We start from the raw sequence: 24,584 nt of genomic DNA on the forward strand, positions 1-24,584 counted from the left end.
TTAGTGAAAAGCTTGTAAAAGCTAATAAAACAAGCTAAAAAACAGTAAACAATTTTTATTATTGTGGCATGAAATAACATAATAATTAAAAGATATGGGAACAGAAATTAGAATTTTTTCAACCAAAGAGGAATTGACAACGGTTATTCGCAAAGAGTTACAAATGCTTTTTAGAGAAAATGGTCTGGATACTCGTGTCCTAAATGAAGGGAAAAATGACAATTCCGATCCATCTCATAAGGAAAGATTAAGTCAGCTTGAGGCGGCCAATCTCATAGGTGTTTCTTTGCCGACCCTATACAAGTTGATCCGACAAGGAAAGTTCAAGCAATACTCATTGGGAAGAAAAAAGTATCTCTTGAAAAGTGAAATTATTGATGTGCTCAAGAATCAGTAAGATAGGGTTGGGAGCAAGCCATGTTTCCGCCCTCTGAAAACCAGAGTTCGAAAACCAAAAATTATCGGTTACTCTAATTTTTTATCGCTTTAAATTAAGTCTCGGTGGCTCGACCTAGGAAGAAAATAGAAGAAGTAAGGATAAATCAAATAACTGTCAGGTTGACTGATGCAGAAAAGGAATATGCTATCCAGCAAGCGAAGTTAGCAAATCTATCTGTTACTACTTGGGTGAGAAAAGCAGCATTCTCGAAGCGCTCATTAATCTTGCCAGAAACCACTCCTATGCATCGCGCATATTATAAGCAGTTGGTTGGAATGTCAAACAACATCAACCAGATAACCAAGAAGCTTAATCAAGGTCGATATACGAAGATTCTAACAGAGATAGAAAAGGCAAACACCTTGCTTGAGAAAATCACAAAACTCTTAATAAATGATAGGCAAGCAGACTAAAGGAGCTAGTTTTAGAGGCGTCCTTGCATATATGGAGGTAAAAGTAAAGGAGGGCGTAGGTCAACTTCTCGACTCAAATATGATGAGTAAAACTGCAAAGGATCTTTCCAAAGAATTTGGCATTATTAGAAGTCAAAAGCCGGATTTGAAAAAGGCAGTTTACCATTGTTCATTGGCCATCGGAAAGGAAGAAAAACTTTCAGACAAACAGTTTATCCAATTAGGCAGAGAATACTTAGAAAAAATGGGGTTTGGGAACTCACAATACGTGATGTACAGGCATAGTGACCGAGATCATCCTCATGTCCATTTAATTGCTAATCGTATTGATATGGAGGGGAAGGTAGTTAGCGATAAATGGGATTACAGGAGAAGCGAAAATGCAATTCGGGAATTGGAGAACAAGTATGGCTTGTCACCAGTCCTGGATTCAACAAACAGCCAGGAAGCTAGCCTTTCCAAAGGACAAGTTGAATTGTATCGACGAACCGGGACAATCCCTGCCAAAAAGCAAATACAGGTGGCACTTAGAGATACAATGCGGAAAGCAAGCTCTGTTAACGAATTTGAAAAGAAGCTTGCAGAGAGTGGAGTATCAATAAAATACCACCGAGATAACCAGGAAAAAGTCTTTGGAGTGAGTTTTATGCTTGAGGATCAGGTATTCAAGGGCTCTGGTCTTGGGAAAGGTTATTCCTGGACAAAAATAGATAACCAATTAAAATCCAATTATGAAAGAAATCGAAGAAGCAGCCAAGAGGTCAATCGAGGAAAGGAGGAGAATGTTGAATCAGCAGGTAGAAAATCTTCAGAAAACCAATATAACAAGCATTCAGGAACTGAAAGAAGCTTTGGCCCCAATCACCGGGGATATTCAAAAACTGATCATCGCTTTACGGCAGGAAACAGTCAACCTTCAGGAACAACAAGTCAAGGTTACCACGGGCATTCAAACAATGGAACAACAGCAAGCTTTTCTGGAAAAGAAAACATCGGAGTTGAAAAGGATGAAGTTACTACTGAACGTAAAAGTAATGGCATTGGCACTGATGACCGGATTGGTATCGGGGTTGGGAATCTTTCTAATTCTGTTTTATCGGATGGTTCCCTGAAAAATGATAATGAAGAACCACCCAAAAAGGGGAAAAAGAAAAAAAACAAAGGAAGAAACCGTGGAATTGGCTTGTAACAAAAAAAGGTGGACGCCCATCCACCTTCTTCATTAAAATATCTTTTAAAATACTTAATGCTTATGAGTAACAAAGATAAGTCATTTTTTAATGATTTTCCATCAGTCGATGGCATAAATCTAATCAATCAGAATCCGGAATTCCAGTTAAGAGTTATAAAGCACTTTTTCCCGCAAGTAACTACCGGAAAAAAGTTTAAGCTTCATAATGAAAAAACACCCAGCAGCACTCTTAAATTGGATAATGGGAAATACTGGATAAAAAATTTCGGTACTGGTCAAAAGGCTTTGGATTGGCTGAATATCGCAGAGGAACAGTTAGGTTGTGATACACCGGACGCTTTAAAGTACGCCCTTAACAATATAGTTGGTGATTTCGTATCCCCCCGGAAGCCAACTGCATTAAAAAAGGACTTTAACAGCTTTCAGAAAAGGATCTTTGCTATCGAAAACAACTCAAAAAAAGATGCCGGAAAATATCTTGAATCCAGAAGAATTGATATAAAAAAACTGCCAGCTGGCTCTTTCCATCAATCAAACAATGCTGATGGAACTCCTAATAGCATTGTTTTTTTTGACAGTCAAAAACGGCTCATAAATGATAGAAAACTTAATAACGAGAAGGGGCAATACAAGAACACCGGACAACTATACAATTCTTTATACGATTGTCTTTTTAAGCCTGAAGAAGACTGGATTTTTCTTGTAGAGGGATGTATTAATTCATTATCTATTCCTGAACAATCAAGTCTGGCATTTTTTAGTGCAGACAATAACTTTTCTGACTACAGAAAACTTCAGCACTATCTAAAAGACAAGACTGTAGTTCTCGCATTCGATGGGGATGAAGCGGGAGAAAAAATCACTCAAGGGTTTTTAAATCTAATAGCCGACCACGATCTCACTGAAAAACCTGTTTTAAGGTTGCTCTTACCTAAAGACAAAGACTTAAACAATCTTCTTTCCGATGGAAGCCTAAATTCTTTTCTTGAAGATTCTAAGAATTACCAACAGCTGCATCCAGTTCTTCTTGAAAACTCTAAAGATGAAATCTCTGATTTTGAAGAAAAAGGATTTTTTAAACGCAATCATTGTTTTTGGGTGAAGACAACCAATAAGGGGAAATCTGTTGAGCGCTGCATCTCAAATTTCATAATGGATGTCCTTTACTTTTTTCCCGATGGAACGGATGATGCTTCACGAATTTTTTATCTCCAAAACAAATCCGGAAAAACAGAAATGGTTTCAATTTCAGCGAAGGCTCTTAAGCTGCCTGATTTTAAGGCTGTCATAAGGTCGAAAGGAAATTTTTCATTCAGGGGAACTGTCGAAGACCTGGATCGTATTCTGGAAGATATTTGTAAAGAAGAGCGAGAGGCAAAAGAGATATTAATCCTTGGATATCAACCAAAGCAAAATTTCGATGCCTTTTCAAATGGTATTTTAACCAAAACAAGCTTTCATAAAATCAACAAATACGGGGTGGTTGAGTTGCCTCAGGGGTACTTTTATTTGCCGGCTTTTGCCAAAGTAAACAATCATTCGGAAGCATATCTGCAGGAAAAGAAATTCCTCTTCCGTAAGGGAAACTTTTCCTTTGACCAGTGGAGTGAATTATTTACGGATGCCTATGGCGAAATGGGAATGGTAGGGGTTATGTTTCTTTTATCAGCCTTGTTTAGAGATGAGATATTCCGAGAGCTGGAATTTTTCCCTTACCTGTTTCTGTTTGGTGATGCCGGTGTTGGTAAAACGTCATTCTCTGAAATCCTTTTGGCATTACTTTACAAAAACTACAAAGGAATTTCCCTTGAGGGGCAATCATCTGCTAAAGCTATTGCCCGAAATGTACATAAAATAAGGAATGGCTTGATTTACTTGAAAGAGTTTGACAACAATCTAAATAAAGGCATTCTGGGGATGCTGAAGACCGGTTATGAAGGTGTTGGATATTCAAGAGCCCAAACTACCAATGATAATAAAACTCACGACACTTTTTTCAATTCTGCAGTCATACTCGATGGAAATAGTATGCCGTCAGAAACTTCTGCATTACTGAGTAGGATGATTGTCTTAGACTTCCGAAAAAACTCCTTTTCTCAGAAACAAATTCAAGCCTATAATAAACTAAGGAACGAAGCAGAGAATGGTTTTGGGAAAGTGGTAAAAGACATATTGTCGAAAAGAGAGTATTTCATCAGGGAGTTCAAAAGCAATTTGAAACAGATTGAAATTCAACTGAAACTTAATAGTGAATACAGCAAATTATCAGAACGATCACTTAAACACTTGTCCTTATTTCTGGCAGTTTACGAGTCGTTAAACCGTGTGCTTCGATTCCCTTTCTCCTACGATGAATTATTTAATTGCCTTGGAAATTTGATTGCCAACCAGGATACTGAAATAGTTGGGTTAAGCCGGGTCAATAAATTCTGGAACGAACTTGATTTCCTCAAATCTGACGGACAAATTAAAAAGGGAGTTCATTATGCCTATGCCACCCGAACAGACGGACAAGAGTTTATCGCTTTGAAATTGGATTTATTACACCGGCTGTATCTGAAGAATGCCACTACTCATGACGGAGAAATAGCCAGAAAGAACGACCTCCTTCGTCTTATTCAAAATGACCCGGCTTACATTCCATCATGGATGAAAGGCCGCAACAATAGTGTTACTGTAAAGGGGTTCGGAAGCGCTTATGCTTTTGATCCGCAAAAAATCAATTTAAATCTGAACTTATGGGAAAGATAATCGCTTTTATCAATCAGAAAGGCGGGGTTGGAAAAACAACCACAACAGCATCTGTTGCTTCTGGCATGGCTCAATCAGGATTAAAAACATTGGCCATTGATTTGGATGCTCAGTGCAATTTGACAACCTCGTTTGGCATTACTGACTTCAAGGTCAATACTTACAATACCCTAAAAGGTCAAATTGAACTTGACCCTATCAAATTAGATGAACACCTGACTATTCTCCCTGCCTCGGTTGACTTGAGCGCTTTTGAACTGGAAATGTCTGCAGAGCCGGGAAAAGAATATTTGCTAAAGGAATTATTGGAACCCATTTTGGATCAATATGACTACATTCTTCTGGATTGTTCCCCTAACCTGGGGCTTGTTTCGATAAATGCATTGACGGCAGCAGATCTCTACATCATCCCGCTACTTCCACACCACTTAAGCATTCAAGGACTAACCAAACTATTAGAAATAACTGATAAAGTAAAAAAGAGACTAAACCCAAATCTGGAAATGGGTGGTATCGTATTGACGCAATACAACAAACGCAAAGTACTCCACCGGGATATTGCACAGGTTGTGAAAGAACACTTTGGGCAAAAGCTCCTTAATACTGTTATCAGGGAAAATATATCTCTCGCGGAAGCTCCAAGTTCCGGAACGGATATTTTTCAATACGCACCAAAGAGCAATGGTGCTGAAGATTACCTTATTCTGACCAAAGAAATTATCAATCTATAAAAGACTATACTGATGGCGAAAAAAGACTTCAAGCAAGGGCTGGATTTCTTAATCCAAAACACGAAAGAAAACATTGAAAACCCGAAGATTACTGATAAAGAAAAAACAGAAGAAAGAGGTTCGCAAAAGGCGACTTACTATTTTAATTCGAGAAACCTTAACACAATAAAAGCGATTGCCTGGTACGACCGAAAGCCTATTGGCCGGGTCATAGATGAAGCTCTTTCTTTATACATAAAAAACTACTCTGAACCGGAAAAAGTAAGAATACTATTCCGGAAAGAGTCCGGAAAAACATGATTCCTTTTTGGTTCTAATACCATACTTGCCATAATCAACATACCAACCATAAGGGACATACCTACCTGACAACAATACTTCTCAAAACAAACCGTATTAAATATTTTCCACTTCTTATTGTAAACCTGTAAACCGTTGCTTTAAGACTTTAATTATTAGCCCTATATAGGTTTACAGTTAGTTTACATTGGTTTACAGGCGAGTTGCTAATCATTGATTTTTAGAATATTAATGGTTTACATCCTTTTTTCTTTATCAGTAGATTTTTTGCTTGCAGCATTTTGAAAATCGGAGAGACCGGGTTTCATGTGCCAACGGGAAAGGGTGCCATGGCTTAAGACGGTTCGATAAATTTTTATGCAGGCGTATGGGGTAACCATATTATATGGCTATACCATATTGTATGGTTAAGAGGCTAATTTTTGGTATTTTTACCATTGTTATATCACAATCCTGCGAAAAGAAGGATCTTTCGGTAATATCAAAAAAGTGTAAACTCACTATGACCATTTGAAAAACGGCCTAACCTCAAAATATACCAAATGCGCATCCCCAAAGAAGAATACATAAGTTCTATCCGAAGTGGCTTGGAAGATATCCAGAAGTTTATTCGGCATAGGTATGACCAAGGTGAAAGTTCCATTACCTTCATTATTGAGCTTTATCTTCAAGAGCTGTTGAATGTTGTTTTTGATACAAATCTCAAAAACCTCAATTTCCTACGAAAGAACTATCCTTCAATTGATTTGGCAGACACAAGAAAGGGAATCGGGTGGCAAATCACTATTACTAATGATAGGGTAATCTCGAAGGAAAAAATCAGGAAGACCTTAAAATCTTTTTACGATAACAGTGAGAAAGTACCATTTATAGAATTAAAAAAGATTAGTAAGATTCATCTTTTCATTGCCACAGGCATACCTGCTGGACTAAAGCAAAGTGACATTCCAAAGGAAATTGATTCGGTTTCTGGCAAAAAAAAGATTGAAAATATTTTATTTAACGTAGATAATCTATGGGATTTCACCAGATTGACAGAAGAAATTATCAAAATTGAAGATACTCTTAAATTAGGCAGGATTGAAAAGATAGTAAATGGCATAAAAGACAGACCAACGCAAACAGCTTATAATTTCGATGCAACAAATTTTATTTCCAGGGTTGTTGATTCTATTGATAATGAAGGTTATCATTCTACTACAGCAGACATTTTTTCGGAAGGAGATAGAAATATTGCTTTGTTGGCTAATGCCGGAGAAGGAAAGAGTACTTATATCAACAGTATAGCAAATAAGTATGCGGAAGACCCGAAATTTTTTTGTATCAAGGTCAAACTAATTCGCTACACTTCATCCCTAGAGAATCTCCTTTCAACTGAATGTCCAAACTGGCAGAATTATTACAAGGGGCTAAAGCTCATTATTATTCTGGATGGATTGGATGAAGTTGAAGGCTCCAAATTTAATCAGGTTTTTAATGAAATAGCGAATTTTAATTCACCAAAATCAGAAGTTCAGGTAATAACCACTTGCCGTACAAACTTTTTTCCTCTGAATATCCATGATAGGCAGGATGATACCTTTTCAATAACTCCTTACTTCCTTAAAACTATTAGTGAGGAGGATCGGAAAAAATACATCCAAAAGAAGGTCGGTTCAAAAAGTGAAGATTTTCTTTCAAGAATAAAGAAATCTAATTTTGCCACCCTGATAAAAACCCCATTTTATTTAAACGAAATAATAGAAATTTTTCAGGAACGGAATGACTTTCCTCAAACAAGAATTCAATTATTGGAGGAGCTAATTGAAAAAAGATTTGCTTTCGAAGAGAAAAAACCCGTAACTATTAAAAGATCAATTGAGAACAATCGGGCGAGCATACTTCTCCATCTAAAAAGAATCGCACTTTTAATGCAATATGCACACAAAAGTAAGATTGATGAAATTAAGCTTCAGGAAATTGTTACTAATCCTGAAATTTTGGATTTACTAAAACGGCTGTTTTTAGAACCTGTAACAGATGATTGTAAAACATGGCATTTTAAACATTTGAATTTTCAGGAATATTTTGCAGCAAAAGCATTAGCGGGATTAGAATGGAAAAAATTAAGTAAAATTCTCTTCATATCTAAATTTAAAAAGTTACGGCAACGCTGGTTGAATGTGGTCGCATTTTATTTCTCCATAGCAGAACCAACTTCTAAAAAAGTTAACAAACTATTGGAGGAGTTGGTAGATAATGACAAAGAGTCCCTTGTGAAAATAGAATCTGATAAAATACCTTTAGAAATAAAAACCAAGGTCTGTATTTGGATTTTTGAGGAGCATCAAAAAACCAAAACGCATATATGGGGGCAGGGTTTTACTGTAGAAGATTTAGGAAGATTTGCAGAAATAGATAATAATACAGAGCTCGTAAGCTATTTGCTAACCTATTTGGAGCATCATGAGCTTTCAAGAGAAACAAGGCTGGATGCTGTCGATTTAATAAATCAGCTAAAGAACCCGGGTGATTATCGACAGAGAATTATTCAAACATATTTAAAACTATATCGAACCGTTTATGATCAACCATTGGGCAATATCATTATTGGAGCCTTTAGTAAATGGAAACTCTATGATAATGAAATACTAAAAGAATTAGTGTTTGGGGCCTATGATTTGAACAAAATAAAAAACCATGACATCTTGTTCACTTATATTAGCGAGTCAGATTTCAGTAAATTAAGCGCTTCATATTTGTTAAAAGTGTTGAACGCTGTATTTGAAAGTGAGTATTTAACTGGTACTGATTCAATGATTCAGCTGTTAAAGTTAATAAATCAGGACAATACATTAAGTGAATTTATCCATTTACTAATAAAACAAGAGGAGGACAGGAAGAAAAAAATATATCACTATCGCAGAGTTGGTTTGTGGGAGAAAGTATTTGAAGCTGTAACTGAAAGATTTCAAGTTTTAATGCCAGCTCGTGAGGAATCACTATATGATTATTCTAAATTTATTGATTTTATTGGAGACAAACTAGATAATTATCAAGACGATATTACCGTACTAAACAGAGCAAAGGTTTTTTTATTGACGTGTTCTGATAAAGAAAAACTTATCAAATTGGATTTTCTGGAGAATGAAGAAAAGAAAATTCATGAACGTAATTGGTTTATTGCGGCCATATTATATGAAGCAGAACATAATGACTTATTAATAAAGCTGCTGGGTGAAGGGCTTATTTCAACAGACACCATTATTCTTTTTCAACGATCACTTTCTAAAATACAAAAAACAGAACAGGAAAGGCTAAAACCGGTATTGGTTTATGCCTTTGGAGAAAATTTATCTCAAATTCCTTCTGATCCATGGAAAGATCATGATAGAGAGGTGCTGAATTTGTCTCTTAAAGCGTATTTGAAAAAAGACAAATTCATATCCATAATAAAAACCGGATTAGACGAATTTAATGACCCGGTGGAATACGAAGATCTTTTCGGTAATAGGTTTTATAAGGAAGGGCCACCAAGTGTTAAGGTTGAAATAACCTTAGACTTTCTGCGAGGGCAATTAAATGCTAATGATTCTGTTTCAAAAGGAGAAATAATTAAATGGTTTGAAAACGAATCTTTCTGGGAGTGGCTTTTGAAAAAAAACTACATTGAAATTATTAACCATAGAGAACTCCCTCCTGCGAACTTGAGATGGATAAAAAACTGGTGCATTAAAAATGAGAACAGGATTAATTTTGAATCACCAATTGATTATACCGAGGGAGGGTGTACAGTTAATGAATTATTTCTTTTCTTCGTGACGTTAAGTTATTTTTCTAACACTCCCCCATCTCACTGGAATTGTGCTAAGTTAATTAAGCATTTAGGTTTCTTAAAAAGCATTCGACCACGAAATAAAGAAGATTTAAGTTTTACGAATTGGATAAAAAATATTCTGGGAGAGACTGTTTTTAACCAGGAGGTAGTTAATCTCATTAAATCAGGTGATGTAAGTCGCATTTTTAACTTAGACGAACTTCTCCATATTATAGATAAGAACGAATTGCGGCAGACCAAGAATGATTTGAAAAAATATATTATTTGCGACAAAATAAGTAGTCATTCAAGAAATAGAGCTTTTCACTTGTATGTCAAATTTGAGGGAGAATATAATGATGAATTAAAGAATTATCTCTCACTCATAAAGGAAAGTCATGATATTGATTGGTCTTTATTTGAATATATCGCCTCATATGATCCGGGTTATGCATCAGATTGGTTGCTTGGAAATATGAAGAATCTTAAAATGGATGTTAACAGAGTGTCAGTTCAACTTCTTCCCCTTAAGCCTGAAGTAGCAATGAAAATATTCATATCCGAATTAAAAGATAAGAAAAGACCGTTAAGTGACCGTTTTCATGAGAATGGAAATTTCCTGGATTCTATTAAAGTAGAATATTTTGAAGCGGACTATCTACTCTCATCCATGATGGAATTATTGGATATTTCATTAAGCGACGAGTTTGAAAGCTCAAAATACAATTCTCCCATTTCGGATATCTTCAATGTGTTATTTCTTCTTTTTCAGGCAACTCACAAAAAAAGAATTATTAAAGAAGTAGAAGCCAAGATTTCCATTTTAAGCGAAGACAACTCACATTACAATAAGACTGAATTAAAGAACTTCCACTATTCTTACAGAAATTTTAAATTAAAATGTTTCATCGAAATGGATAAAACAATAACGTTAGAAAAAGCCGAGAGAAAGATAAAGAAAATATGTCCGGAATTATTCTCTAATTAATGTCTATCCCATTCCCAAACCTTTTCACTATCTTCAAACACTCAACCTAATCACACGAAATGCACATAAGTGAAGCAGATACCAGAGCAAAATTTATCGACCCCAAAATCCGGGATGCCGGATGGGAAGATTATGTAATTCGTGAGCATTATTTCACCGATGGTAGAAAGCTGATTGGCGGTAAGCGAGGCAAGCGTCTGTTTGTGGACTATCTGCTGAAATACAATAACGTTAACCTGGCCATTATCGAAGCCAAGCGATTTGACAAGCACCCCACCGAAGGGCTTCAACAGGCCATTGGATATGCCGAGAAGCTCAATGTGAATCTGGTGTATTCATCTAATGGCAAACAACTTTATGAGTTTGACCTTCTTACCGGCAAAGGAGAATACATTGATGATTTTCCCAAACCTGATGAAATTTACAAACGGTCGTTTGAGAATCTTACTCCACAAAAAGAGGAGCTTCTGGCAGTTCCCTTTTACCTTACCGGAGACAAACAGCCCCGATATTATCAGGAAAATGCCGTTAACAATGCCATTGATGCCATTGCCAACGGCCGGGACAGAGTTTTGTTAACCCTGGCCACCGGTACCGGAAAAACTTTTATTGCTTTTCAAATTGTCTATAAACTGTTTCAGAAGCGCTGGAATCCTGATGGTGCTGAACGCCGACCAAAAGTATTAATCCTGGCCGACCGGAACATTCTGGCCGACCAGGCCATCAATACATTCAATGACCCGTTTGAAAAAGACCTGGTTAAGATTGACGGCTCCGAGATAAAGGCCCGAAACGGACAGGTTCCCACCAATGCACACATCTTCTTTGCCATTTATCAGGCCATAAGCGAGAAAGAGAATATTGGCGGATATTACAAACAGTATTCTCCTGACTTCTTCGATTTAATCATTATTGATGAATGTCACCGGGGAAGTGCCAATGAAGAAGGTTCATGGAGGGATATACTAGACTATTTTGGTACAGCCGTCCATCTGGGACTCACCGCCACGCCAAAGAGAAAAGACAATGTGGACACGTATCATTATTTTGGGAAACCGGTATATGAATACTCTCTGAAAGAAGGCATCAATGATGGTTTTCTAAGTCCCTACAAAGTCAAAAAGATACGTACCAACCTGGATTCTTACATTTATACAGAAGATGATAAGGTGCTTGAAGGAGAGGTTGAGTATAAGAAGGTTTACAAGAAGAAAGAGTACAACAAAACCATTATTATTCCCCGCCATACCGAGTTGATAGCCAAAGCTATTCTGGCCAACACTCAACTTATGGAAAAAACCATTGTCTTCTGCGTTGACCAATCGCATGCACTGAATATGCGGGATGCCATCAATAAACACAAAAGGATAAGTGACCCGAACTATTGTGTACGCATAACCAGTGATGAGGGTAAAGATGGGCGCGACCTGCTGGAACGATTTCAGGACAATGACAAAGATATTCCGGTTATCCTTACTTCATCGCAAATGCTGACCACCGGCGTGGATGCACGCAATGTCAGAAACATCGTTCTGGCCAGAGAAATTAACTCCATGGTAGAGTTTAAGCAGATTGTCGGACGCGGCACCCGTCTTTTTGACGGGAAAGATTTTTTTACCATTATCGACTTTTCGGAAGAAGCAACGGATCTGTTTTACGATCCGGCATGGGATGGTCTTCCGGCGGGCGAAGACGGTGAAGGGGGTGATGGAGGAACCGGAGGTCAGGGTGGAAAAAGCGGAGGTAATACCGGCGGAACCGAAGGTGGAGAAAAGCCACCGCCCCGGCCGGAAAAGGTAGTGATTGAACTCTCCAACGGACGAAAATTGAAAGTCATTGATGTTGAAACCCGATATATTGACGAAAACGGCTTACCATTAACCACCAAACAATTTTTGGAAAAGCTGCTTGGCTTTATTCCTGAATTGTATGATAGTGAAGAACAACTGAGAAAAATATGGTCAAATCCGGAAACCCGTGAGAATTTACTTCAAAAACTGGCCGTGTCAGGGGTGGATGAAGAACAACTGGAAAACTTAAAAGAGCTTTTCGATGCACCCGGAAGCGATATATTTGACATTCTCATGCATATCTCGTACGCCAACGACATCATGACGCGTAAAGAACGGGCATCAGTTACCAAACAAAACGAAGATTTCTTTTCTGTTTATGAAAACCTGAAGGCCCGGGATTTTCTTAAATTTGTCCTCGAACGTTATGAAAAGGATGGCATCAAAGAATTGAAACGCGAAAAGCTGGCCCATCTGGTTGAGCTCAACAATCTGGGAACAACCAAAGATGCAGCCAAAATTTTCGGAAATATTCAAAAACTAATTGATGCCTTTTACAAAGTTCAGGAACAACTTTACGCATCATAGACAAACAAATTAATGGAGCTACAACAAAAGATCAATCGAATAACCGACATATTGCGCCGCGATGATGGAATCAGTGGAGCGATGCACTATACCGAACAGATATCATGGGTGCTGTTTCTCAAATTCCTGGACGATTTTGAAGAGGAAAAGGAAAGTGAAGCATTGCTGAATGGCACCAATTATTCACGGGTTATAGATAAGCAATACCGCTGGAATGCCTGGGCCTGTCCCAAAGATAAAAATGGCAAGCCCGATAAAAAGAACGCAAAAACAGGTGACGACCTAAATAAGTTTGTCAACGAAGAGCTGTTTCCCTACCTGAAGAGTTTTAAGGAAAACATCCTTGAAATAAAATCCCTGAAGTATAAAATCGGTAATGTTTTTGAATATCTCGACAACCGCATAGCCAGTGGCCATACACTTCGAGAAGTACTTGACATCATTGATGAGCTTAATTTCCAATCGCAGGATGAATTGTTTGAACTGTCGCATGTTTATGAAAACCTGCTTCAGGGCATGGGAAGCGATGGTGGTAACTCCGGCGAATTTTACACTCCGCGTCCGGTTATTAAGGCAATGGTCGATTGTGTGAACATCCGCCCAGGTGAAACCATCTATGATGGTGCAGCAGGTAGTTGTGGCTTTCTGATTGAGGCATTCGAAGACATCAAAGAGGGCTACAAAGGCAAACTAAACACCGAACAGTGGCGATTTCTTCACGAGGATTCGTTGTTTGGAAACGAAAAAACACCGCTGGCATACATCATGGGGATGATGAACATGATATTGCATGGCATCGAAAGCCCCAATCTGTTCAAGAAAAACACCCTAACAGAAAATATCCGGGATATACAGGAGAAAGACCGTTACGATGTCATTCTGGCCAATCCTCCATTTGGCGGAAAAGAAAAGCCCCAGATTCAACAGAACTTCCCAATTGCCAGCAATGCCACAGAGTTGTTGTTTTTGCAACATTTTATGAAGTATCTGAAGCAGGAAGGTCGCGCAGCTATTGTGGTTCCGGAAGGTGTGCTTTTCCAGACGGGAAATTCTTTTGCCAAAGTAAAGCAGGAGTTGCTCGAAAATTTCAATTTACACACCATCCTGAGTCTTCCGGCAGGGGTTTTCCTCCCTTACAGTGGAGTGAAAACCAATGTAATGTTTTTCGATCGCACCGGCTCCACCTCTGATGTTTGGTATTATGAGTGCAAACCTCCATACAAGCTTACCAAAAACAAACCCATCCAGTTTGAACATCTGAAGGAGTTTGTCGAGCTATTCCCAAAACGCTCCGAATCGGACAATTCCTGGCTGGTAAAAGCAGAAACCATTTTTGAAAACAGCTTCGATATGTCAGCCAGAAATCTCAATAATCAGACCGATGCTGTTCATCTGCCGCCCAAAGAGATTATTGCCAACATCAAAAAGAATGATAAGGTAATTGCCCATCTAATGTCTGAAGTTGAATCTATTTTGGAGGAGGGGAAGAATGGATAAGTTGCCGGAAGGATGGATTGAAACTTCAATCGAAAACTTATGTCGATTGGTCACAGATGGGGCACATAAAACCCCTCGTTATACAGAAGATGGGGTTCCTTTCTTATCTGTCAAAAATATTACAAAGGGATTCATTGATTTCTCTGATACTAGGTTTATTTCTAAAGAAGAACACTTTGAACTCATTAGAAGGTGTAAGCCAGAGAAAAATGATATACTTTATACAAAAGTTGGCACAACTGGAATTGCAAAACTAATAGATACTGAAAAAGACTTTAGTCTGTTCGTGAGTTTAGCACTATTGAAGCCAGATTCCACAAAGATTAATAGTGTTTTTTTTGAATATCAATTAAACTCACCTCATGTTTATTCTCAAGCCCAAAGAAAAACCAGAGGTGTTGCTAATCGTAATTTAGTAATAAGAGACATCAAAAGCTTATGTCTTCAAGTGCCCCCACTCCCGGAGCAAAAGCGCATAGTCTCCAACCTCAATGCCCTCTTTGAGCGAATAGACCAGAGCATTGCATTGTTGGAAGAAAATATAAAGCATACGGAGGCTTTAATGGCCAGTGCTTTGGATGAAGTGTTTGGCGAAATCGATCAAGAGAAGTTTTTACCTTTGTTGGAGATTTGTTCTCCAAGTAAAGAAACTTTAATACCTATAGATAATGAAGAGTATAATTATGTCGGGCTGGAAAACATTCAATCAAATACTGGTCGAATTATTAATTTTTCAAGAACAGAAGGTAAAAATATTAAAAGTACAAAAGTCCGTTTTAAAAGAGGAGCGGTTTTGTATGGCAAACTAAGACCCTATCTAAATAAAGTCTATGTTGCCGATTTTGATGGTATAGCCACCACTGAAATTATGCCTTTTCAAACACGGAAAGACTTATTAAATGCTAGTTTTCTAGCATATTTCCTTAGAAGTCCAAGATTCGTTGCTCTAGTTAATCAATATACATCAGGGGCGCGAATGCCCAGAGCTACGACAACTTTCTTTAAAAAAGTGGCTAAGGTTCCAGTCATTCCGCTTAATTCTCAGGAGAAAATTGTAAAAAAGCTTGATTCCTATTCAAAAAGTATTGAAGGTTTATTGCAGGAGCAAAAGTCAAAGCTAAACCATCTCAAATCCCTCAAAGAAAGCATCCTGGACAAAGCCTTTAAAGGAGAATTATAACCTATTCAAAACAAGGTAAGCTCGTTATTTCTGTAATATGTTCCTCGACCTAATGATCTGTAGCAATGATAAACGACGAAAACACCAATAAACTATACCTGGCAGATACTTTACCGGCGAAATACCCGGCATTCTACAAGGAATTCTCTGAATTGCTTGAGAAGTGCGGAATGGACCATCAACTGTTAAACGGTACCAAAGACATATGGGCCAGAGATTATATGCCCATCCAGGTGGAGAAAAACAGGCTTGTAAAGTTTCAATATACTCCAGACTACCTTTCAACTAAAATCAAATAATATCAGTATATAAGCCCGGGAATAATGCAGAATTTTTTAACAAGAACAACAATTAAGGTTGGTATGATAGAAAAAACTATTGAAGGAAACCTCTATAAACTTCCGGGCGCATTAACGCCATTTCAGGAAAAAATGTATGTGCATTTGATTAACTGGAAGTGGCAAAGTATAACTAAAGAAGTAGGGAGCTACCAAAGAAAAGACGAAAAAGGCGAGGAGAAAACATACGAATATGATGCTATTTTGCCAAAATCGGTTCATGAAAAATACCCGATAATATATCCCGAAGTATTGATGCAATTGAAAAAGCATAAAAAGAAGTTTGATTTTAAATTGCACGAACACTTCAATCACATGGCAAGCTCGCAAGCGGCTAACGTGAATCTGTTTTTGCCTATACTGCTAAACACAAAAACAAATGATATTGTGAAAGGATTGAAGCCGGATTTTGAAAAACTGGCCACAGACCAATTAGATAATGGATTTCGTCTTGAGTTTTGGGATGGGAAAGATGAAGAAGAAGGATTGCTAAATGACCACACAAAAGTAGCAGGAACAGATTCGGATATTGCCATTGCTTATTATAACAAAAAGACTGAGTTGTGTTTATGGCTAATAGAACACAAACTAACAGAAAAAGAGTTTACAACTTGTGGTGGCTACAAATCAAAAGGCAATAAAACAAAAGATAATTGTAGGAGCAACTCGTTTAGGACAATATTAAAAAACAAAGATTTATGCTATTATCACAGAGTCAAGAATTATCGATACTGGGATATAACGGAATCAAACAAGGATTTTTTCGCTAATGGGGATGATAATACTCCCTGTCCGTTTAAAGGAGGCATGAATCAACTGTGGAGAAATCAGCTATTAGCTTTGGGGCTCGAGAAACAAGGGAAGTACAAGCATGTTTATTTTTCGGTGGTGCATCATCCGGAAAATAAGTCATTACATTTAACGATGAATAATTACAGAAAGCTAATAAATGATAATGAAAAGTTTTCTTCTTATACATCCAAACAAGTTATTGATTCTGCGATATTAGTAAACGATAAAAAACTTAATAAGTGGATTGAGTGGTATAGGGAGTTATATAATATTTAATTTATATACCGCAAAAATTAGATAAGTATGAGCGATAATATTGAACAGAACCACAACAAAGATTAATGTTTGTTTAAATAATCATTGACCGCCGTAATGAATTTTTCATGTAAAGGAAAAACCTTTTTATGTTTTTCTTGCCATTTGTCAATCGTTTGTTGAGCAATTCGGGAAAACTTTTCTTTTTCCTGTTCTAATCTTGGCCCTGAAAAAGAAGACAAAATATTTTCCCTTTTTTTGCTTAAATCAATCCAGTCCTCAGCGGTGGCAGATAACACCTTCACCATAACGTCATAAATTTCATTTAACACACCTCTAAATTCATCAGAAAAAGATTTATCTATAGGGACAACCAGTTCAATAATAGATTTTTGTTTTGTTAGTTCTATCATTGTTGTTTTATGAAAATCAAGGTATTTATGACCATTAAAATCCGTGTCAAAATCTAAAATCTCTCCTAGATCCCAAATCAAATTTGAGTAGAACCATTCCATTATGATTCTATTAAATTCGTAAAGTGCAAATTTTCCATCCTCAAAAACTTTTCGTTTCCTTTCTGCATTCACATAATAGTCGGATTTATTTTTTTCAAGTTCATTGTCAAGTTTATGGCTAACCTCTTTCAAATCGGTTTGTAAACTCTTAACGTGTACATTATTCGCCGCCCCTTTTGCATAAGCAGTTAGAAAAGAAATCCCAGCAGTAAGTAAAATATAAATAATAAGCTCAAACCAAGAGTTTAATTCCATATTCCATTTAGGTTTTAATCAACACAATAATACAAATTCTTTTTGAAAGTTTTACAAGAGAAAAAGTCCTTTCAAAGAGCTTTTAAATTAGCTCTCGACAATACGGGTCTTGACTACTAGAGATACCATATAATCCATACGATAATAGCAAAATACAGGCAAACGGGATTTATATTAACTTTTTGCAGGTGGGTGAAAATATCATAGTTCCCAAGTTCAATAAGAATAAAGGCGTTTTAAGCAGGTTTAATGAGCTATTTCCTAATTCAAGCTCATCCCATCAATTGCAATAAAATCGCTAATGAGGGAGGGGTTTTGAACTGTATTTCGCGGAATGTGGAGGTGTGAAAATAGTTTGTCTTGGTACTTTGTGATTCGAAAGTGAAATGGATTGGCATTTTCTTGCGAAAGTTTGGATTAAGTAATAATTTTCTTTCAGAGAAATTCTGAATTACCTATTTGAAAAACAGGCTATGGATCAGGAAAATTTTTTTAATGAACTCAAGCAGCTGCGTTATTTACTATCAAAGGTTGTTGGAACTCAAGACTTACCAAAAACAGAGCAATTCTCAAAAGAAGCAATAAAGAAGGCGGCTCTGGAATTCCGCAAACTTCAAACAGAGAGAGGGGAATGGATTCCCGGAGATGAAATATCGAAAATCATTCGGTCAGCTCCTTATGGAGCAGGAAAGTTTATCATAGAGAGATTCGAGTTCAAAAATTACTTTACCCGTGGGAAACGACACTATTTCAACAGGAAAGATTTGGTTGCCCTTAACAAGGAGATAAAAAAGCGGAAAATAAACTTGGCGAAGTACATTGAATTTGAACAGGATAAGGAGAAATTCCATAAATATTTAGAACAAGCCAGGCAAAACAAAAAGAAACGTCTGCGTTTTAAAATACCAGAAGATTTAAAAGACATCAATAGTCAACCATATAATCATCCTCCCAAAGAAAAAGTCTTAAAGCATATTGATATGCTGATGGAAGAGTTTGAAAAAGATAAACTGGTTGAATACATTGATATTTTCCAGGAAGATTATGCAATGGTTAAACATATTTATTGGTTTGACCGATATCTGGATCCTGTAAAACGAAAGCAGTGCGATAAATGGTGTTTTGAATTCAACTATGCACAAACCGCATTAAAGGAAATTAGGAAAATCAGAAGTGAGGTGATATATAAGTAAAACCGGTACGGTTGAATGGTATTCCGGAGGTTCAAACATGAACTTCCTGGAAATAAATGTTCAATGGGTATTAAAATAAATTGGCTTGCTATTTGCATTATGCAAATGAATTAATATTTTTATATTACTTTTGCACGCTTAAAATAATAGGTTTAAAAATAAATCTATTGATTGCCTATACGTTATACAGGTAACCCCCTAAATTACTTCGGCCATGAATGACGATATCTTAAAAATGAAAGCTGCATTACTCTATGTTGTGTCTGCGTTCGAGGGAGTTGATATCTTGCGAGCATTCAAGATTTTGTATTTTGCAAATAAAGAACATCTTGCTTTATATGGCAGACCAATAATTGAGGATGAATTTTGTGCTTTACCAAATGGCCCGGTACCTTCAAAGATTTATGATGCTGTGAAATTGGCTCAGGGTAAGATTAGTGCATTTCAAACTGAGGAAATAAAGGAACTAGCAAACTCAATTTCTACTGGAGGAGAGGATGATTTAGATTACGTTATTTATGGGAAACAAGCCCCGGATATGGATGAATTATCTAAGTCTGATGTGATCTGCCTGAAAAAATCTATTGAAGAAAATAAAGGACTGTCTTTTAAGCAACTTTCTGATAAATCTCATGATTATGCATGGGATAGGGCATGGAAGCAACAACCAGCCTCAAAAATGGATATTCTGGATATTGCCAGAGCTGCCGGAGTAAGTAATGAAATGTCAGAATACATTAAAGAGCAATCAGAAATTAACGCTATTTTGAGTTAATTATGAGTCCGTCCCTTGGAGACCTTTTAAACAGTAACGAAGAAAGAGACAATCAGATCAATCAAGCGCTTAGTATTGGAAGCGTATTTAAGATGACTCTTTCAAAAGAAGAGGGGGTAACTCCCAAGAATCCAGGCGAAACCACACGAGATAAGTTTTTTGTTGTTATTGGGTTTGATGAAAATAAAATTATTGGGGCTCTTCTAATTAATTCAAAAATAAACGCAAGATTGCCCCAAGAGTTGAAGGATGTTCAATATCCCATTAAGGCATCTGATTATGACTTCCTTGACCATAATAGTCATGTGGATTGTAGTAAAATAAAACCCATAGGCATAGAAAAATTTAAAGCCCAGTTTGATTGGAAGAATTCATTTTCTTCCATTAAAAAGGAGGATTTAGATTTAATTATTGTGACTGTTAAAGAGTCTCCATCAGTTACACCAAAGATGTTAAAGAGATTTGGGTTGATTGATGAAGGTAAAAGCAAATAACATATAAACAAAGCGAGGGCCGGGTTTTTCCGGCCTTTTTTATTGTGAATTATGGACGAAACTCAACAACAATACGAGAAGAAAATAAGAAAAACCGATAGACGTGCTGTTGCTGCATTGGTTATTGGGCTTATTTCTCTTTTTGCACCATGGATTTTAACTGGAATTGGAGCTCCTATAGATAGCTGGGATTTTACTAAAACCGGGCAAATAGGAGATACAATAGGAGGCGTTACCGCTCCGTTTTTAAGTCTTGTAGGGAGTGTACTTGTATTTCTGTCCTTTAGAGCTCAGATTGACATGAATAAGGAGCAATTTAAGGCTATAAAAAAGCAATTTGAGAGGATGGATGACGAAACGGCTCAGGAGAGATATGATCGAATGCAAAACGTTGTTAACATAATTAATCAAAGATATTTTGACTCATTTGCAAAAACTTTTGTTGGACAAAACCTTGCTTATTATCTTGAGAAAGGGCTTGGAGGTTTAAGAAGGTCAGAAGATGACACCTTGCAATTATACCTCAAATATTCATATTCTGAGGTTTTGCAGTTAGGTGCATTAATTCATTTAAAGGATATAATGGAATTTGATCAAGATCACCACTACTCAGATCGAAGCCAATTAAACTTTATAAAAATCCAAGTAAAAATGATTTTGGATAAAACTGGATTTATGGAATCCTACTTTAAGATAAACCATATAATCACTAGTTTTGAAAATTCTGGGATAAAAGAAAAACCAGGAAAATATCATGACCTTCTTTTGGATATCCAATCCTATTTGAAAGGGATCTTTGATTTGGATTTGTTTTGTAACGATAATGGAGTAAACCCAAAGGCAAAGATCCTTGATTAATGGCAATGCTCTGAACCTTTTTAGGTTATTTTATCCAAACGCGAAATTTAATGATTTATCAATTCGCCGAGATTGTATTCTCTTGAGTTTTCACCTTGAACCTTTCATAAAAATCATCAGCATCCTTTTTATATTGAAAATCTTGAGGGTAGAGCATGAGAGTGTTTAAAGCAATCGAACCTTTTTGAATCTGCTGATCGTAATTTGGAAAGCGACTGCTTAAGAACGCATTATACGCAGAATATCTTGCATTGTATTCTTTGTTAATCCCGACATCATTAGCTGCAGAAAAAACGAATGCATAACTTCCGGGAAGTTCTTGAAAAGCTTTGATGCAAGCAGTTAAAACACCTAGGGCATGCGATAGAGTTAGATTAGCTCTAACACTATATTTTGTTTTTTCATTGCCCATCCCTTTTTGAAAAAAAGAAACAACGCAAATATTACTTGGGTAAAGCTCAAGATCAATTAAGGTTTTTATCTTACCTTCTTTGGGCCAAACATACCGATACCTCTTTTTTAATATAAATTCACAAGTTGGACTTGGATAAAAATTCATGGAGAAGATTAAGCCACTTGTAGCCATTTTTAAACATTGGAAAAGTTTCCTAAAGCATTTCCATCTTTATTGATTCTAGGAATCCTTTGTTGGGATGTTAGTTTAAAATCCTTTGTTGTAAAACAATTTATATATATGGGGTTAGTGCTAGGCTGATTGTCCAATGCTCCATATCTACTTTGTTTCCAGGGCAATTCATTGTGAGTCAAGTCAACAAGTTGAGATCCGGATAAACTGCCATAAGAGTCCCATACGTCATTAAGGTGGGTGCATACATCCTTTGTGAAATCAACATCTACAGCTTTATTATTCGGAATTATTGCGCTTCTTTTAATAAATCTAAGGTTATTCCAAACATCATAGACAACAGGACCATATATCCATGCTTGCAAGTCATCTCCAAAAAGGGGGTTACGATATTTTACAAAATACCATACTTGCGAATAGTATAGTAACTTCTGCAATTTCAAAGGAGTGACCCCTTTTTTAATAAAGAAAGAAGCAATATCTATAGCTCGATATTTCATGGTAAAAAGATGTGTGTTGTTTCCTGTTTAGTACGGCAAATATATGAAAAAAGTTGTCATTTAATTAATTATCAACTGATTTATTTCCATGTTTTTATAACAACGATTATTGTATTCGGTTTACTCAAATGGAATAAAACATTAAAAACAGCCTGGGTTTTCAGGTATCTATTGTAGAAATTATTATTAATAATAAGCTTCGTAATTCATGTGTCCACTTTCTAATTCACGACCTAACCTGCCCTAAATATTATATTCACTGGCACAAACCCAATTTTATAATTTGTAGGATATATGTTTTAATTTTTTCGTTACATTTTAAACAATTTAAAAATTCTTTTCCTAGTTCAATGGGTTTGCATTTTTTACAAATTATCATGTCAAATATAAAAAAGGTAATGAAATGGAGCCTTTTCCAATTTAGTTAAGCCCTGCTTCTTATTAAAAATCTGGTTAATATTTCCCCTGTGGACATCGAGTAGCCTGTCAAGTTCTATGTCAGATGATCCAAGCTCTTCTTGCACCTCTCGGATGTAGGCAAATTATACCCTTAACTCATCCCCCATAAAAATGCATTTAAAACCTAAGTAACTTACCATGGTTTATTATTATTTTCTTAGAGATTTTCAAATCAACTGCCTTTACTTATTTCCTTGCTTCGCTTGACCATCTCGTCTTCAGTTCTCTTTCTGGTCTCTGGGTCAAGTCCGGTCAATGTCATTTCAATTAGACAATGGGCCATGATCTCTGAAGGGGTAAAATCTTTTAGTGTTACTTGATTGATAGCCATTCCCATCCACTCTTCCCAGGAAGTGAGCTCCAGACTATGTGAATCTTTGGAATCTGAATTGGTCTCTATCCCTGATAGGTGGATATAAGAGTCGTATTCTGGCTCTTTTTCCGCAATGAAAGTAAATAAAATTTCAGAAGTGCTTTTCTGTGGCTCAATAGATGGTATTTGTTCATAAACTTTTTGATAGCCGGTTTCCTTTTTTTTTAGATCCGGGTAAAATGAAAAAAGTTCTTCCCTGACTGATGGCCAGGTAGTATTGGTATATAGTTCTTTCAAAGTCATGGCATAAAGTGTTAAGAGATCAAATGTGAAATTATCAAAAACTTTCCTGAGTGAGAAATGAACTTTGATTATCCGAGATCATTGTTGTTGGTCTGCCTTAACGATTGATGAGAGTTTACAAAATCTTATTTGCACAAATCAAACATCTGGCATATTTTAGCGCCTGGGTTAGGGTTAAGGTTAGATAGGTCTGTCGGAATGCCGGCAGGCCTATCTTTTTTTAGGGAAACACCATCAGGTGACGTGAATAGTTTTGTAAGTGAGTTTTAAAATTCTGTTTTTGCTTCACATTCTGCCATTACTTTGGATTAATGTTTTATTTTATTTCAATTACAGCATTATTTTGATAGGAATGATGCTCTCCCAAATGAACATACCCCAACTGATTAGTTAAAAGCTTTGTCCCGTTTATTTCTACTTCCGGCATATTTACATGATGATGCCCGTAAATCCAATAATCAATCTGGTTACCCGAAATAAAATCCCGGTGCTCAGATACGAAAGCAGGATTAATCATTGAATTCTTGAATTGTTCCGGATTACATAAATCTGTTGGGACATGATGCGTGACCACAATTTTTTTGTCTGCAGTAGAGCTGTGAAGTTCACGACTCAAAAAGTCCAGACTCTCTTCATGAAGTCTGTTGAAATCACCACTTCTCAATTTCTTTCCCTTATGCCTTATTTTGTAAAAATCGTTTATGCCTCGCTCAACAATTAGTGATTCATTATCTGGAATATGTGACCAGAATGCGGTAAAAAATAAAGCAATGCCATCTATGTTTACAACTTTGTTGTTTACCAGAAAAACATTCTCCCTCAGAGGTTCAAATACTGGCTTGTCTAAAATCTGCACTTCCTTTCCGGTATAGAACTCATGATTCCCCGGGATACAATAAACAGCCTTGAAATTATCGGAGACATAATCAAAAAACCAGTGTTTAAAATGCTTTTTGCCCCAATAGGTAATATCTCCTGCCAAAACAAGAATATCCCCAACTGGTTTGATAGGGTTTTTATGCAAAAAGAGTGCGTTTTGTGCAAATTCAAGATGTAAATCTGAGCAATATTGAACTTTCATAAAGACAAATATGATTAAACAAGAATCTCAAAAATAATGATTTTTACCGGGATATATTCTTTGTTTTCAGGGTAAAAAGAAGAAGAAAAAAGAATTTTCTCTTTTTGTTAATTTCTGCTTGAGTAAAAAAATAAAAATCTCCTTTTCTCAAAAACTCCTTTTCTCTTTTCCCACTTTGGGCATAAGGGAAGAGGTGGTTAAT

21 protein-coding genes are annotated in these 24,584 nt (G+C 36.5%); 16 read left to right on the plus strand and 5 right to left on the minus strand.

Annotation, left to right across the window (positions count from 1 at the left end):
* The first annotated feature begins 94 nt into the window (after nt 1-94).
* From W7W_RS0102945 to W7W_RS0103000, 12 genes are all read left to right on the plus strand, one after another.
* The gene (locus tag W7W_RS0102945; RefSeq protein WP_010662362.1) at nt 95-397 is read left to right on the plus strand and encodes a helix-turn-helix domain-containing protein; all 303 of its coding nucleotides are present in this window, start codon (nt 95-97) and stop codon (nt 395-397) included.
* A gap of 104 nt (nt 398-501) precedes the next feature.
* Nucleotides 502-852, plus strand: a complete 351-nt coding sequence (locus W7W_RS0102950) for a plasmid mobilization protein (RefSeq protein WP_010662363.1) — start codon at nt 502-504, stop codon at nt 850-852.
* A complete protein-coding gene (locus W7W_RS22730; RefSeq protein ID WP_010662364.1) occupies nt 833-2,041 on the plus strand; it encodes a relaxase/mobilization nuclease domain-containing protein in 1,209 nt (402 codons plus the stop codon). The genes W7W_RS0102950 and W7W_RS22730 overlap by 20 nt, the downstream gene beginning before the upstream one ends.
* Nucleotides 2,042-2,104: 63 nt before the next feature.
* Nucleotides 2,105-4,795 (plus strand): toprim domain-containing protein, encoded by a 2,691-nt coding sequence (locus tag W7W_RS0102960; protein WP_010662365.1) that lies wholly within the window; start codon nt 2,105-2,107, stop codon nt 4,793-4,795.
* On the plus strand, nt 4,783-5,526 hold the full coding sequence (locus tag W7W_RS0102965; RefSeq protein WP_010662366.1) for a ParA family protein: 744 nt from the start codon (nt 4,783-4,785) through the stop codon (nt 5,524-5,526). Before W7W_RS0102960 ends, W7W_RS0102965 begins: the two co-directional genes overlap by 13 nt.
* 12 nt (nt 5,527-5,538) lie before the next feature.
* Entirely contained in the window at nt 5,539-5,826 is a 288-nt protein-coding gene (locus W7W_RS0102970; protein WP_010662367.1) for a hypothetical protein, read from the plus strand.
* Between the two features lie 542 nt (nt 5,827-6,368).
* Nucleotides 6,369-10,610 carry an SMEK domain-containing protein gene (locus W7W_RS0102975; protein ID WP_010662368.1) on the plus strand — a complete coding sequence of 1,414 codons (4,242 nt, stop codon included), beginning with the start codon at nt 6,369-6,371 and terminating at the stop codon, nt 10,608-10,610.
* A 59-nt stretch (nt 10,611-10,669) separates the two neighbouring features.
* Nucleotides 10,670-12,988 (plus strand): EcoAI/FtnUII family type I restriction enzme subunit R, encoded by a 2,319-nt coding sequence (gene hsdR / locus W7W_RS0102980; protein WP_010662369.1) that lies wholly within the window; start codon nt 10,670-10,672, stop codon nt 12,986-12,988.
* A 12-nt stretch (nt 12,989-13,000) separates the two neighbouring features.
* Entirely contained in the window at nt 13,001-14,485 is a 1,485-nt protein-coding gene (locus W7W_RS0102985) for a type I restriction-modification system subunit M (protein WP_010662370.1), read from the plus strand.
* Entirely contained in the window at nt 14,478-15,665 is a 1,188-nt protein-coding gene (locus W7W_RS22735) for a restriction endonuclease subunit S (RefSeq protein WP_010662371.1), read from the plus strand. The genes W7W_RS0102985 and W7W_RS22735 overlap by 8 nt, the downstream gene beginning before the upstream one ends.
* Nucleotides 15,666-15,730: 65 nt before the next feature.
* On the plus strand, nt 15,731-15,964 hold the full coding sequence (locus W7W_RS0102995) for a hypothetical protein (protein ID WP_010662372.1): 234 nt from the start codon (nt 15,731-15,733) through the stop codon (nt 15,962-15,964).
* Nucleotides 15,965-15,988: 24 nt separating this feature from the next.
* Nucleotides 15,989-17,071 (plus strand): PGN_0703 family putative restriction endonuclease, encoded by a 1,083-nt coding sequence (locus W7W_RS0103000; RefSeq protein ID WP_010662373.1) that lies wholly within the window; start codon nt 15,989-15,991, stop codon nt 17,069-17,071.
* A gap of 62 nt (nt 17,072-17,133) precedes the next feature.
* Here the strand turns inward: W7W_RS0103000 and W7W_RS0103005 are convergent, their stop codons facing one another.
* Entirely contained in the window at nt 17,134-17,820 is a 687-nt protein-coding gene (locus W7W_RS0103005) for a hypothetical protein (RefSeq protein ID WP_010662374.1), read from the minus strand.
* A gap of 473 nt (nt 17,821-18,293) precedes the next feature.
* Between W7W_RS0103005 and W7W_RS0103010 the strand changes: the two genes are divergently transcribed.
* The 4 genes from W7W_RS0103010 to W7W_RS0103025 all read left to right on the plus strand — a co-directional run bounded on the left by W7W_RS0103010 (nt 18,294) and on the right by W7W_RS0103025 (nt 21,140).
* Nucleotides 18,294-19,013: a hypothetical protein gene (locus W7W_RS0103010; RefSeq protein WP_010662375.1), complete on the plus strand. Its 720-nt coding sequence runs from the start codon at nt 18,294-18,296 to the stop codon at nt 19,011-19,013.
* Between the two features lie 214 nt (nt 19,014-19,227).
* Nucleotides 19,228-19,788 (plus strand): Panacea domain-containing protein, encoded by a 561-nt coding sequence (locus W7W_RS0103015; protein ID WP_010662376.1) that lies wholly within the window; start codon nt 19,228-19,230, stop codon nt 19,786-19,788.
* A 2-nt stretch (nt 19,789-19,790) separates the two neighbouring features.
* A complete protein-coding gene (locus W7W_RS0103020; protein WP_010662377.1) occupies nt 19,791-20,282 on the plus strand; it encodes a hypothetical protein in 492 nt (163 codons plus the stop codon).
* A 51-nt stretch (nt 20,283-20,333) separates the two neighbouring features.
* Nucleotides 20,334-21,140 (plus strand): hypothetical protein, encoded by an 807-nt coding sequence (locus W7W_RS0103025; RefSeq protein WP_010662378.1) that lies wholly within the window; start codon nt 20,334-20,336, stop codon nt 21,138-21,140.
* 58 nt (nt 21,141-21,198) lie between these two features.
* Here the strand turns inward: W7W_RS0103025 and W7W_RS0103030 are convergent, their stop codons facing one another.
* The 4 genes from W7W_RS0103030 to W7W_RS0103045 form a co-directional block, all read right to left on the minus strand.
* Nucleotides 21,199-21,726, minus strand: coding sequence for a hypothetical protein (locus W7W_RS0103030; protein WP_010662379.1), 528 nt, complete (start codon nt 21,724-21,726; stop codon nt 21,199-21,201).
* Nucleotides 21,727-21,728: 2 nt separating this feature from the next.
* Entirely contained in the window at nt 21,729-22,226 is a 498-nt protein-coding gene (locus W7W_RS21590; RefSeq protein WP_010662380.1) for a Panacea domain-containing protein, read from the minus strand.
* Nucleotides 22,227-22,857: 631 nt separating this feature from the next.
* Entirely contained in the window at nt 22,858-23,301 is a 444-nt protein-coding gene (locus W7W_RS0103040; RefSeq protein WP_010662381.1) for a DUF6557 family protein, read from the minus strand.
* A 316-nt stretch (nt 23,302-23,617) separates the two neighbouring features.
* The gene (locus W7W_RS0103045) at nt 23,618-24,382 is read right to left on the minus strand and encodes a metallophosphoesterase (protein ID WP_010662382.1); all 765 of its coding nucleotides are present in this window, start codon (nt 24,380-24,382) and stop codon (nt 23,618-23,620) included.
* Between the last annotated feature and the right edge of the window lie 202 nt (nt 24,383-24,584).

Origin of the sequence: Marinilabilia salmonicolor JCM 21150 (assembly GCF_000259075.1) — a bacterium.
GTDB lineage: Bacteria > Bacteroidota > Bacteroidia > Bacteroidales > Marinilabiliaceae > Marinilabilia > Marinilabilia salmonicolor.